At 66.9% G+C, this 11701-nt stretch carries 17 protein-coding genes and 1 tRNA gene; 6 read left to right on the forward strand and 12 right to left on the reverse strand.

Annotated elements, in window-relative coordinates; genetic code table 11:
* Nucleotides 1-82: 82 nt before the first annotated feature.
* The 6 genes from LQ953_RS13440 to LQ953_RS13465 form a co-directional block, all read right to left on the reverse strand.
* A complete protein-coding gene (locus tag LQ953_RS13440) occupies nt 83-733 on the reverse strand; it encodes a hypothetical protein (protein ID WP_231031423.1) in 651 nt (216 codons plus the stop codon).
* A gap of 203 nt (nt 734-936) precedes the next feature.
* Nucleotides 937-1013 (reverse strand) — tRNA-Arg (locus LQ953_RS13445).
* A 34-nt stretch (nt 1014-1047) separates the two neighbouring features.
* Nucleotides 1048-1512 (reverse strand): DUF1178 family protein, encoded by a 465-nt coding sequence (locus LQ953_RS13450; protein ID WP_231031424.1) that lies wholly within the window; start codon nt 1510-1512, stop codon nt 1048-1050.
* Nucleotides 1509-2330, reverse strand: coding sequence for a carbon-nitrogen hydrolase family protein (locus LQ953_RS13455; protein WP_231031425.1), 822 nt, complete (start codon nt 2328-2330; stop codon nt 1509-1511). The genes LQ953_RS13450 and LQ953_RS13455 overlap by 4 nt, the downstream gene beginning before the upstream one ends.
* Nucleotides 2327-2584, reverse strand: a complete 258-nt coding sequence (grxC, locus tag LQ953_RS13460; RefSeq protein ID WP_231031426.1) for a glutaredoxin 3 — start codon at nt 2582-2584, stop codon at nt 2327-2329. Before grxC ends, LQ953_RS13455 begins: the two co-directional genes overlap by 4 nt.
* Before the next feature lie 34 nt (nt 2585-2618).
* Nucleotides 2619-3350: a ComF family protein gene (locus tag LQ953_RS13465; RefSeq protein WP_231031427.1), complete on the reverse strand. Its 732-nt coding sequence runs from the start codon at nt 3348-3350 to the stop codon at nt 2619-2621.
* Between the two features lie 43 nt (nt 3351-3393).
* On the opposite strand from LQ953_RS13465, the gene LQ953_RS13470 reads away from it, so the two are divergent.
* Complete coding sequence (locus LQ953_RS13470) at nt 3394-4233, forward strand: class I SAM-dependent methyltransferase (RefSeq protein ID WP_231031428.1); 840 nt, start codon at nt 3394-3396, stop codon at nt 4231-4233.
* Here LQ953_RS13470 and LQ953_RS13475 read toward each other — a convergent pair.
* Nucleotides 4230-4640: a (deoxy)nucleoside triphosphate pyrophosphohydrolase gene (locus tag LQ953_RS13475; protein WP_231031429.1), complete on the reverse strand. Its 411-nt coding sequence runs from the start codon at nt 4638-4640 to the stop codon at nt 4230-4232. The two genes, LQ953_RS13470 and LQ953_RS13475, sit on opposite strands and share 4 nt — an antisense overlap.
* Before the next feature lie 56 nt (nt 4641-4696).
* Between LQ953_RS13475 and LQ953_RS13480 the strand changes: the two genes are divergently transcribed.
* The gene (locus LQ953_RS13480; RefSeq protein ID WP_231031430.1) at nt 4697-4894 is read left to right on the forward strand and encodes a Flp family type IVb pilin; all 198 of its coding nucleotides are present in this window, start codon (nt 4697-4699) and stop codon (nt 4892-4894) included.
* Between the two features lie 115 nt (nt 4895-5009).
* Nucleotides 5010-5189 (forward strand): Flp family type IVb pilin, encoded by a 180-nt coding sequence (locus tag LQ953_RS13485; RefSeq protein WP_231031431.1) that lies wholly within the window; start codon nt 5010-5012, stop codon nt 5187-5189.
* A 60-nt stretch (nt 5190-5249) separates the two neighbouring features.
* Here the strand turns inward: LQ953_RS13485 and LQ953_RS13490 are convergent, their stop codons facing one another.
* The 4 genes from LQ953_RS13490 to LQ953_RS13505 all read right to left on the reverse strand — a co-directional run bounded on the left by LQ953_RS13490 (nt 5250) and on the right by LQ953_RS13505 (nt 9158).
* The gene (locus LQ953_RS13490; RefSeq protein WP_231031432.1) at nt 5250-6197 is read right to left on the reverse strand and encodes an acetyl-CoA carboxylase carboxyltransferase subunit alpha; all 948 of its coding nucleotides are present in this window, start codon (nt 6195-6197) and stop codon (nt 5250-5252) included.
* Nucleotides 6198-6305: 108 nt separating this feature from the next.
* The gene (locus LQ953_RS13495) at nt 6306-7235 is read right to left on the reverse strand and encodes a tyrosine-type recombinase/integrase (RefSeq protein ID WP_269141490.1); all 930 of its coding nucleotides are present in this window, start codon (nt 7233-7235) and stop codon (nt 6306-6308) included.
* Nucleotides 7232-9040: a hypothetical protein gene (locus tag LQ953_RS13500; protein WP_231031433.1), complete on the reverse strand. Its 1809-nt coding sequence runs from the start codon at nt 9038-9040 to the stop codon at nt 7232-7234. Before LQ953_RS13500 ends, LQ953_RS13495 begins: the two co-directional genes overlap by 4 nt.
* Complete coding sequence (locus LQ953_RS13505) at nt 9021-9158, reverse strand: hypothetical protein (RefSeq protein WP_231031434.1); 138 nt, start codon at nt 9156-9158, stop codon at nt 9021-9023. The genes LQ953_RS13500 and LQ953_RS13505 overlap by 20 nt, the downstream gene beginning before the upstream one ends.
* Before the next feature lie 77 nt (nt 9159-9235).
* On the opposite strand from LQ953_RS13505, the gene LQ953_RS13510 reads away from it, so the two are divergent.
* Nucleotides 9236-9775: a shikimate kinase gene (locus LQ953_RS13510; protein WP_231031435.1), complete on the forward strand. Its 540-nt coding sequence runs from the start codon at nt 9236-9238 to the stop codon at nt 9773-9775.
* On the forward strand, nt 9772-10872 hold the full coding sequence (aroB, locus tag LQ953_RS13515; RefSeq protein ID WP_231031436.1) for a 3-dehydroquinate synthase: 1101 nt from the start codon (nt 9772-9774) through the stop codon (nt 10870-10872). The genes LQ953_RS13510 and aroB overlap by 4 nt, the downstream gene beginning before the upstream one ends.
* Before the next feature lie 113 nt (nt 10873-10985).
* On the opposite strand, the gene LQ953_RS13520 is transcribed toward aroB, so the two are convergent.
* Nucleotides 10986-11156, reverse strand: coding sequence for a hypothetical protein (locus LQ953_RS13520; protein ID WP_231031437.1), 171 nt, complete (start codon nt 11154-11156; stop codon nt 10986-10988).
* A gap of 121 nt (nt 11157-11277) precedes the next feature.
* On the opposite strand from LQ953_RS13520, the gene LQ953_RS13525 reads away from it, so the two are divergent.
* Nucleotides 11278-11652 carry a hypothetical protein gene (locus LQ953_RS13525; protein WP_231031438.1) on the forward strand — a complete coding sequence of 125 codons (375 nt, stop codon included), beginning with the start codon at nt 11278-11280 and terminating at the stop codon, nt 11650-11652.
* Nucleotides 11653-11701 lie beyond the last annotated feature (49 nt).

Below are 11701 nucleotides of genomic sequence, written 5' to 3' on the forward strand. Positions count from 1 at the left end.
CGGCTTTCGGGATCGTTTGATGACCGCTTGAGCGTCTGTAACTGGGGCGGAAGCTGACGCTCACCGTCCTTGGCTTCACGGCCTAGCTCAACAGCGTCCTGATGCTATCCACGGTGATCAGTGTCCGCGTGTCTACCTTCACGCGCGTTAGCCGCCCCTGCCCCATCAGCTGGTTTACCTTCGTCCGACCCAGCCCAAGAGCCGCCATCGCCTGCTGAACAGTGACGGTGACAGCACCTTCCGGAATAGAAGCAGCTGGCGATTGCGAGCGCGGAGCTGCGGCCGGCTGCGCAGAGATCGCCGCTGGCGCAGCAACTGGCTGCGGCGGCGTGATTACACCTGGCGCCGCTCGCAGCGCGCGGAGGGGCCGCGCCTCTGCGCTGTGCTGCTCGATCACCGCCTGCAAGGAGACATCGTCGAACCGTATCCCGATGACGCTCATCGACGGCTCACCGCCTCGCAGATGCGATCCCGGTAGCCGGACGGTACCCACTGCCAGGATGTCAGCAGCACAGCCCTGTTCGATGATCCGCTTCCACACTTCTCTTGGAACACGGCTATCCCGCACCTCGGCGCAGGTGCCGTCTGCATGCGCAGTCTCGATCAGTCGTGCGTAGCCCTTCACCAACCCGGCCGCCGCGAAGTCCACCAGTATCCGCATCGGATCTCCAAGCTGAGCTTCCTCGATGATCGCGGCTGCACGCCGCGGCGGGATAGGATTGAAGGCGCTCAACGATGCTCTCCTGAGCGGCCCCAGTCGACCGCATCAGCTTGATGCAGTGAAGGCGTAAAAATCAGCCTACCTCAGGCTGAATGACCGCTGCTGTTCGCGGTTGTTCGCATTCACTCGCGCTGATATGTGGGAGCTACTGAGGGCTCTACCCGCAGGCATGCGCACCATTTCTTCGAATTATCAGCACGTTAGCTTCTTCATGATGGTGCCCCGAGAGAGACTCGAACTCCCGACCTTTGGTTTAGGAAACCACTGCTCTGTCCTGCTGAGCTATCGGGGCACGGTGCCGCTGGTAGAGGGCGGCGCGGCAGGAATCAATTGCAAGCCTCTGGCGGCACCACCGGGAGCGGCAGGGGAGCGACCGGCACCCCCTCCTCGATGAGTTCCATGGCCTGCTCCACCGTCGCCTGCCCATGGATCGGAGTTACCGGCGTCTCCCCCAGGTGCATGGCGCGGGCCTGATCGGCGAAGCCCGCGCCGACCCATTGCGACGATTCGAGCAGTTTCGCCTGTGCCGAGGCCAGCGCTGCCATCGCTGCCTTCACCGTCTCCGGCGGCGGCATTCGCTTTGGCGACGCGCCGGACGCGGGCATGACTTCGGCACGCTGATTGGCTTTGGCGGCGACATTGGGCGCCATCACTGCCTTGGTGATATCCGTGTCGCCGCACATCGGACACGTCACCAATCCAGCCGCACGCTGAGTCTCATAAGCCGCGGTCGATCCGAACCACGCCTCGAACACATGCGCGCCGATGCACTTCAAGTCGAAGACGATCATGTGCGCATCGGCGCCGCAATAGCCCGACGGTGCTTGAGCACCGGCACGCGCGCCCGCGCCTCGGCGACAAGCGCCGGATCCATTTCGACAAAGCCGAGCCCGGTTCTCTCCCCCATGTCGAGCAGCACCTCGCCCCAGGGGCTCACCGCCAAGCTGTGACCGTAAGTGGCGCGGCCATCCTCATGTTCCCCAGTCTGTGCCGCCGCCAGCACAAACGCGCCAGCCTCGACCGCCCGGGCGCGAAGCAGCACATGCCAGTGCGCCGCGCCAGTTGGGCGGGTGAACGCCGCGGGCACCGCAAACAAGCTGGCTCCGGCGTCGCTCAGGGCCCGAAACAAGTCGGGAAAGCGCAGATCATAGCAGATCGCCAGCCCCAACATGCCAAGCGGCGTCTCGATCAACACCGCCTCTTCCCCCGCGGCATAGCGGTCGGATTCGCGCCAGCGCTCGCCACTCGCGAGCTCGACGTCGAACAAATGCATCTTGTCGTAGCGGGCGCGGACCTCGCCGCGGTCATCGATCACGAAGCCGCGATTGGCGAGCCTGCCATCGCGCCGCATCACGGCGAGGCTGCCCAGATGCACCCACATCCCGTGCCGCGCCGCCGCCTCGCGCACCGCCGCGAGCACGCGATCCTCTTCCTCATACGCAAGCGATCCAGCCGCCCGGTCGCGATCGCTGTCGAGCAGTCCCGACATCTCCGGCGTGAACAGCATGGCCGCGCCACCTGCGGCCGCATCCGCAATGCCCTGTATCAGGGTGCGCGCATTGGCAGCGGGGTCGACCCCGCTCGTCATCTGCAGCAGTGCAGCCCTCATGCCGCGAGCAGTGGGTCCAAGCCGCCTTGGCGATCCAGCGCTGCAAGATCGTCCGAGCCGCCCATGTGGCGCCCGTCGATGAAGATCTGCGGCACGGTGCTGCGTCCGTTCGCGCGCTGGATCATCTCCTGCCGCTTCGAACCGCCCATGCTGATGTCATACTCCTCGAACGTCACGCCCTTGGACTTGAGGAGCCCCTTTGCCCGCGTGCAATAGGGGCAGAACGCCTTGGTATAGATTTCAACTTTCGCCATAATCCGCCTGACCTGAGTTGCGTGCCGGCGCTTGTCAATCCGCCGGCTCGCTATGGAGAACGCACGCCCAGCAAAGAAGGATCACTCGCGCTGCGCCGCCACGCTTCAGCACCCGGGCACAGGCCTGCGCCGTGGCGCCGCTGGTATGCACGTCGTCGACCAGCACGACCGTTCTGCCACGCAGGCGTTCGCGCGCACTCGGCGCGAGCGCAAAGGCGCCCGACACTGCCTTGTGCCGCCCCCTTAGCCCCAAACCACGCAGGACCGGGGTGGCCCTCACCCGGCGCAGCAGTGCCACTTCCATCGGAACACCCGATGTTCGCGACAGTGCGCTGCCGATCAGCGCGGCCTGATTATAGCCGCGGCTCCAGATGCGCCAGCGATGCAATGGCACCGGCACCAGCAGCTCGGCGTCCGCCGGCATCAGCCGCAGCATCGCGCGCGCCATCGTGTCCGCGCAGCCGAGCCGCCCGCCATATTTGAGCTTCAGCGCCACGGCCCGCGCGACTGCGCCATAGGCCACAGCAGCCCGGACTCCGTCATGCGCCGGCGGGCTCTCCATGCAGCTGGCGCACTGGGCATCGGCGCCGCGATCATAGTCGAAGGGCAAGTGACAGGTGGCGCACCACGGCGGCCCCAGAAAGGTCAGGCTCGACCAGCAGGAGACGCAGAAGCGATGATTCTCGTCCGTCACCGCGCCGCATCCAGGGCATCGCGGCGGCAGGGCGAGATCGGCCAGGCGGGCAAGTGGAGCGAGCAGCGCCATCACCCCCTTGTCGCGAGCCGAAGCCCGCTGCACAAGCGCGTCCGTGTCCGATCCCGAAATCTTCGCCCGCAGCCTGCGCCGCCTGCGCCGCGACCGCGCAGCTCCCCATTATGGCGCGTTCGCCTTTCTGCGCGAACACATGCTGGAGGGCATTCGCGAGCGACTGGAGGGCGTCAAGCGCGAGTTTCGCGATGTGCTCGACCTTGGCAGCTTTGGCGGGGGCTTCGCCCTGCCTGGGGCGCGCATCGCCCGACTCGACTCCGGCTTTGACTTTGCCAAGGTGGCGGGCGGCGTCCAGGCGGACGAGGATCGGCTGCCCTTCGCTGATGCCAGCTTCGACCTGGTAATATCGGCAGGCGTGCTCGATCAGGTTAACGACGTGCCAGGCGCACTTGCGCTCGCCCGGCGGGTACTGCGCCCGGACGGTCTGTTCCTCGGAGCGTTCGTGGGCGCTGGCACGCTGGCGGGGCTCCGCGGCTCCTTTCTGGCGGCAGAGGCCGAGCGGCCCGCCGCACGCTTTCACCCGCAGATCGATGTGCGCTCGGCGGGCGATCTGCTCGGCCGCGCGGGCTTTGCGCTCCCCGTGGCGGATGTCGAGACGCTGACGGTGCGCTACGGGGGCATCGCCAATCTGCTGCGCGACTTGCGTGGCATGGCGGCTACGAACCTGCTCCCCGACACGCGTCCGCTGACCCGCGAGCCCCTTGCCCGCGCGGCACAGGCCTTTGCTGAGTGCGCTGATCCGGATGGCCGCACACCCGAGCGGTTCGAGATCGTGTACCTGACCGGCTGGGCACCCGACGCCTCGCAACCGCAACCCGCCCGTCGCGGCAGCGCTACAGCCTCGCTCGCAGACGCTCTGAAGGGGCCTCGTCCGAGCTAGAGAAGCTTCTCGAGCAGGCCGATCAGCGGCACGTCTGCCGGCGGCATGTCCAAGCTGTGCAGGTGTGTAGGGTGTAGCCACTCGAGGGCATCGGCATGGCGCGCCAGGGGCTCGCCTTCCCAGCTGCGCAGGGTGTAGAGTAGCAACAGCAAGTGTTTGCCGGCCGCTACTTCGCTGGCGAATACGCATGGCGTCAGCGCCGCAGGATCGACGCCGATCTCCAGTTCCTCTCCCAGTTCGCGCGCCAAGGCGGCCTCGGGCAGTTCTCCGGGCTCCACCTTCCCGCCGGGGAATTCCCAAAGTCCTGCCATCGGCTTGCCGACAGGCCTGCGCTGCACCAGCACCTTGCCGTCATCGTCCACCAGCGCCGCCGCGACGACCAGCACGATCTTGTCCCCGCTAAGCACTTGGTAACTCCATTCCTCTAATACGACGATGTCCCTCTGTAAGAGATTACATCCCGATGCGAGCCTTGCTTCACCGACTCAGCCTGCTTTCGCGGGACACGAAAGCGGCAACCGCAATCGAATATGGTTTGATCGCTGCGTTGATCGTCATTGCGATGATGACGGCGATGATGGGGGTAGCCACAATCACCACCGACATGTGGAACAACGTGAGCACCAAGGTAGAGGACGCCAGCGCGTCGCGCGATAGGTAGTTCCTGCCGGGTGGCTTAGCCAAATCTTTACTCCCGGTACTGTAGGCACACTCCGCCGGACCGGTACTCCCGGGGCGGCCGGGAATTGAAGCCACTTTGAACGTTGGAGACCGGTATGCAGAAGATCCGCAACTTCGTTAAGAATTCCAAGGGCGCGACCGCGATCGAGTACGGCCTGATCGCCGCGCTGATCGCCGTTGCCGCCATCACCGCCATGTCGGGCCTGGGCAACCAGCTCAGCAGCACCTTTACCAAGGTGTCGACCGAAATGGGCAAGACGCAGACCACCACGTAAGCAATTGCCCTGAAGAAAGACGGGCGGCGGAACGCAGTTCCGCCGCCTTTTTTTTCCCGTTCAAGCCCGCCCCATGGCCAGGAACTTCGCGCGGCGCGCCTGGCGCAGCCCTTCGGGCGACACGCCGTCGAGATCGTCCAGCGCCGCTTCGATCGCGTCGCCCAGCGCCATCACCGCCTCGCCCGGCGCGCGCTGCGCTCCGCCCAGCGGCTCGGCCACTATCTTGTCGATCACGCCGAGCTCCTTCAGGTGCTGCGCGGTCACCTTCATTGCCTCGGCAGCATCAGGTGCCTTGTCGGCGGTTCGCCACAGGATCGATGCACAGCCCTCCGGTGAAATCACCGAATAGACTGCGTGCTCCATCATCAGCACCTGGTTGCCTGCGGCAAGTGCCACTGCGCCGCCCGATCCGCCTTCGCCCAGCACGGCGGCGACCAGCGGCACACCCAGGTTCAGGCACTGCTCGGTGGAACGTGCGATCGCCTCAGCCTGGCCGCGCTCCTCTGCCTGCACGCCTGGAAAAGCGCCCGACGTGTCGACCAGTGTGATCACCGGCAGCCGGAACTTGTCTGCCAGCCGCATCAGCCGGATCGCCTTGCGATAGCCCTCCGGCTTACCCATGCCGAAATTGTGCTTGAGCCGGCTGGCGGTATCGTCGCCCTTTTCGTGGCCGATCACCATCACCCGGCGCCCGCGAAACCGCCCCAGGCCGCCGATGATCGCGTCATCGTCGGCAAAAGCGCGGTCGCCGCCCATTGGCATAAAGTCTTCGATCAGCCCCGCAACGTAATGCTTGAAGTGCGGCCGCTCAGGGTGGCGCGCGACCTGCGTCTTCTGCCACGGCGTCAGCTTGGCATAGGTATCCTGCAGCAGCCGGTCGGACTTTTCCTGCAGCGGCACGATCTCCGCTTCGATGTCCACCGCGCCCCCCTCAGCGGTGCGGCGCAACTCGTCTATGCGGGTTTGCAGCTCTGCGATCGGTTTCTCGAAATCGAGGAAGGTTGCCATCAGGCGCGCAATTCCCTGTTGTTGTCAGCGTGTCCTTAGCCGCTCGCCCCCGCCTTGTCGAAGGGGCGCGACATAGGCCGTTCTCGGACGGAAACGGTCGGCCCGGCCCTATGCCGGGTCCGGCTTTGCGTCAACGCGCGCATCGGCCAGCGCCTCGCCGAGGGGATGCCGCGCGTTCACCAATTCCACCAGCCGCCGGCTGTCGACATGGGTGTAGATCTCGGTAGTAGCGATATCTGCGTGCCCCAGCATCGCCTGGAGCGCGCGCAGGTCCGCTCCGCCCTCCAGCAGGTGCGTTGCAAAGGCATGGCGCAGCACGTGCGGGCTCACCCGGTCGGGCGGAATGCCGGCCAGCCCCGCCAATGCGCGAATCAGCTGGTACAGTCGCACCCGCGACAAATGGCCTTTGCCCGAGGGAAACAGCCACGGGCTCGCCGCCGGCACCTGTGCCCGCCACGCCGCCACCGCCGCGCGCGCACGATCGGAGATCGGCACCAGCCGCTCGCGTCCACCCTTGCCCTTCAGGATCAGGAACGGCCGGTCTGGGGCTACGGCATTACGCGGCAAGGACACCAGCTCCGTCGCGCGCAGCCCCGATCCGTAGAGAAGCTCCACCAGGGCGGCGAGCCGGAGGTCGAGCGGATCGCCCGGCTCTCGCGCCAGCCGTTCGCTGATCGCTCCGAACAGCCGTTCGACATCGGCGGTGCTCAAGACCTTCGGCAGCGGCCGCGCAGCACCTGGCCGCGGCAGCGCGACTCCCGGATCATCGGGCCGAAACCCTTCATCGGCTAGAAACGCAAAGAAGCGCCGAAGTGCCGCCGACTTGCGGGCGACGGTGGAGGAGGCCAACGTTTGCCACTGGCCGGCCAGCCGCTCCAGCTCGGTCGCGCCCGCCGTGCTCAGCGCGCCCCCAAGCACCTCCGAAGCCAGCCGCAGATCGGTGCCATAGGCCGCGATCGTGTTCCCGGCAGCGCCCGCTTCGGCACGCAGCATTTCCAGGAATCGGTCGATCAGCGCGCGATCGTCCGATCCGCTCAAGCTCGGGTAACCGCCTCGACAGCGATCATGCGCGCGTAATTGACCATTCCCGCCGCGCGGAGCGATGCGACGACATGGAACAGCGCCTCAGGCGTCACCCAATCCCAATTCGGCGACTGCATGCCGACCGCGGCGAGCAGCACCACCATGCCGGTGTCGCCACGTTGCCCGGCCTCATCGATCGCCCGCGTCCACACGTTGCTGCCGCCGATTGCGACGTCGAGTTCGGCGGCCGCGCTCTGCGCCTCGCCTGCGTTCATCCGTCCCAGCCCGGCCAGCCCCGCCAGCAGCATCTGTCCCTTGCGCCGTGAGGCAGAGCCGGCAAAGCCCTCGACATCGCCCGACGATACCGCCCCGGCACCGGCCGGATCGGCCAGCGTCAGCAGCGCCCAGCCCTCGCTCCGAGGCTCCACGGCCGACCGCCACTCCATTGCGGCGGCGTCCAGCCCAGAGGAGAGCATCGAGGCGATCAACCGATCCGCCTCGCCCAGCTTCGGGTCCGCCGGCACCCATGCCGCCGCGCGGGCGGTCAGGATCAGGCGGGCATAGCGCGTGCGGGGCGTCTCCGCCTCGTTCCACAGCGTGCGCAACGCCTTCAGGCGCGCGCCAGCGTCCGTGTCGGTATAGGCAACGCGCAGGTTGCGCGCGACGCCGGCAACGTCTCCTGCCGCATCGCCCGCCTGCTCGATCTCGCTATACAGGTCGACGAGACCGGCGTTGGAGAACACCCCCGCCGTCGCCGCCAGTTCGGCTGCCTGCGCCCGCTGCGCCGCGTCGATGTTTGGTGCCAGCGCCTGCCAATAGCGCACGTTCGGCCCGGCGCTGCGGTACAGCCATGCAGGTACTTCCACGCGCGTCGCCGTTGCCAGACCCCAGCGCCATGCAGTCAACTGCGGTACACCGGCCCATTCGATCGTCACTGCCCGGCGCCCCTGCGCGCCGGTACCCAGCACCTTTTCGGCAAGCAGCGAGTCGATATCGCCCTGGCTTGTCCCCCACCATGCCTGTCGCAGCAACTGCCCGGCCTCAGTCGGCTTTCCGGCCAATCCGGCACACATCGCCCGCGCGAGTGCCCAGCCCCGCTGCGGGATCGCCGCCGCACCCTTGTCGACGACCGGGCACAGGGCCGCAGGGTCGCCATTGGCCATCGCCGCCTGCATCGCGATCTCGTACAGCGGCGCCGTGTAGTTCTCGGTATCCACGTCCTCGACGACGCTACGCGCCGCAACCGCTTCGCCCATGCGCAGCAGCACCCAGGCACGCTCGGCGGCAAAGTCCGCGCCGTTGATGTCGGCAGGCGTGTTGACTGGCGACATCAATGCGCGCCGCAACAGGATCGATGCCCATCGCGACGCGACCGGCGCGTCCAGACGCCGCATCAGCGTCTGCAGATATTTTCCGCTGGCGCCGCCGAATGCATCGGCCGGGAACGCCTCGTTCCCCGCGCCGCTCGCGCCCACCCGCGCCAGCGAGTGGCGGGCGAATTCGGGCATTTCATATTTCGACCAGTCGATCTCGGCAGCTTCGACCTCGTCCGCCGCCGCCACATTGGCGACCGGCGAATCAGACGGCGCTACCGGCTCCGCCGGCAGGGGCTGCACGATCTCGCCGCGCGGCGCGGCCGGTGCAGCGGGTGCAGCACTCGGCGCAGGCCCGGGCGCTGGCGTCGGCGCGGGCTCGTCGAACCCGGGCGGCAGCAGCGATTCCGGCCGGTCCTGCTGACCCTGCGCCGGCACCGCCACGCCCGCCAGCAACACCGCCGCCAGCGCGGCGGCGCGCCCTGGCTTACTTGGTGAGGTTATCAAGCGGGACCACCTTTTCCATGCGGACCGGCTCCTTCTCGGCGGTGCGCCCGGCCAGGAAGAACATGCCTCCTACCAGCACGACCAGGATGACGAGGAGGAGAACGAGCGAACGCGGCATGAAAACAGTCCGTGCTTAGGAAGAATGTGCCGGGCCTTTTGCCCGAGACCCGCCCTCGCTGTATAGCCCCCGCCAGGATGTTACAAACGCAGGCACGAAACCTTCGCTGGGATGGCAAGCCGATCGTGCTGATCGGCCTGATGGGAGCGGGCAAGACGACGGTCGGCCGGCGGCTGGCGCAGCGCATGCGCCTGCCTTTCGTCGACGCCGATGTGGAGATCGAGACCGCGGCCGGCATGACCATTGCCGACATCTTCGAACGCTTTGGCGAGCCGCATTTCCGCGACGGCGAACGCCGTGTGATCGCCCGGCTGATCGACGGCACGCCAAAGGTCATCGCCACGGGCGGCGGCGCGTTCCTCAATGAACAGACCCGCCGACTGATCCTGGAACAGGCCACCGCCATCTGGCTGGACGCCGATCCGGCGATCCTCGCTGAACGCGTGAAGCGCCGCGACACCCGTCCGCTCCTCCGTGGCAAAGACCCCAAGGTCGTCCTCACTGAACTGGCACGCGTCCGCAATCCTTTCTACGCGCTTGCCCCGATCCACATCCCCAGCATCGCCGCGCCGCACGAAGCCACCGTCGACGCCATCCTGAAGGCCATCGAATCTTGACCACCATCCCCGTGGCGCTCGGCGAGCGCAGCTATGACGTGCGTATCGAAGCAGGGCTGCTCGCCCGTGCCGGCGAGATTCTGGCGCCGCTCGCCAAAGGCCGGCGCATGCCCATCGTCACCGACGCGAATGTCGGCGCGCATCTCGTCACGCTCCAGGCCAGCCTGACCGCCGCCGGCATCGCCAGCGAAGCGATCATCCTGCCTGCCGGCGAAGGAACCAAGAGCTGGGCAGAGCTTGAAGCGCTAACCGATCGCTTGCTCGAACTCGGCGTCGAGCGCAGCGACCATGTCATTGCGCTCGGCGGCGGCGTGATCGGCGACCTGGTCGGCTTTGCCACCGCCATCCTCAAGCGCGGCTGCCGCTTCGTCCAGATACCCACCACCCTGCTCGCCCAAGTCGACTCCTCGGTCGGCGGCAAGACCGCGATCAACAGCCGTGCCGGCAAGAACCTCGTCGGCGCCTTCCACCAGCCCGCGCTGGTGCTAATTGACCCGCAGGTGCTCGACACGCTGCCGATCCGCGAACTGCGCGCCGGCTATGCCGAGGTCGTGAAGTACGGCCTGATCGACGATTACGCCTTTTTCGAATGGTGTGAAGCCAACGCCGCCGCGCTGCTGGCCGGCGACCCGCACGCCCGCGCACACGCGATCGCCCACTCGGTCGATGCCAAGGCCCGCATCGTCGCCGCGGACGAACACGAACTGAGCGGTACCCGCGCACTGCTGAACCTCGGACACACCTTCGGCCACGCGCTGGAGGCGGAAACCGGCTTCTCCGACAAGCTGCTCCACGGCGAAGGTGTCGCCGCAGGCACCGCGCTCGCCTTCGCCTTTTCCGCGCGGCAGGGACTGTGCGCGCCCGAAGACGCGGAGCGCGTCGCGGCGCACCTGCGCGCCATTGGCCTTCCCGACGGGCTCAAGGCGGCAGGCATCACCGCCAGCGGCGCCCGGCTGGTCGAGCACATGCTCCATGACAAGAAAATGGCCGCCGGCACCCTGCCCTTCCTGCTGGCGAATGGCATCGGCGAGGTGTTCCTGGACAAGACCGTCGACCTGAAGGACGTCGAAGCGTTCCTGGACGATCAGCCTCGCTAAGCTACTTCATAGAGCCAGCACTACACAGTTCCCCGGCCTTCGCCGGGGAACTCGACATTACTCAATTCGTCATCCCGGCCTTGAGCCGGGGTGACGAAGAATATGCCAACGCCTCAAAGCGGCTCGGGCAACAACCGCTCGACCGCGTCCAGCCGCGCACAGGTAAGCTCGGCATGCATGCGCCGCAGCTGCGCCCGCAACGCCTCGACATTCGCCGCAAGCTCCGCCAGGTCCAGCGACAATGCGGTCAGCGCCGCGGCTCTCTGCACGTCGGGGTGGTTCATCAACGCTTCTCCTACCCGCCTGCAACGCACGGTGCGGCAAAGTGGATGCCCTGCTTGGCCGGTGTCCATGCAAATCCATGGTAAACATGAACCGCCTTACCCGCCCCGGCGTTCACCGCGCATGACCGAACCCCGCACCATCGGATGGCTGCTCGACGACGCCGATCGCGCAACGCTGCTGATCCGCTTTCCCCCGATCTGGCCCGACGTGATCGCCCATCACGTCACCCTCGCCTCCAAGGTCACCGACCCGCTCCCAACCGCCACTGCCGGCGAAGTCGTCGGCGAGGTCGACGACGGCGAAGGGCTCCAGGCGCTGGTGGTCGCGATCGGCGGTACCACCGACCGCCCGGATGGCAGCACCTACCATATCACATGGTCCCTCGACCGCGCTCAGGGCCGCCGCGCCGTGCAAAGCAACGACGTCCTGCGCGAGCAGGGCTGGACCCGCATCGACGATCCCATTCCCATCAAGCTGATCCCCAGCGACCTTTGAAACGCTTCCCTGAAACGGGGGATCACTCCGCCACTCAGTTGCCGTTCAC

The organism is Sphingomonas sp. IC-56 (assembly GCF_021043375.1).
In the GTDB taxonomy this organism is placed as follows: domain Bacteria; phylum Pseudomonadota; class Alphaproteobacteria; order Sphingomonadales; family Sphingomonadaceae; genus Sphingomonas.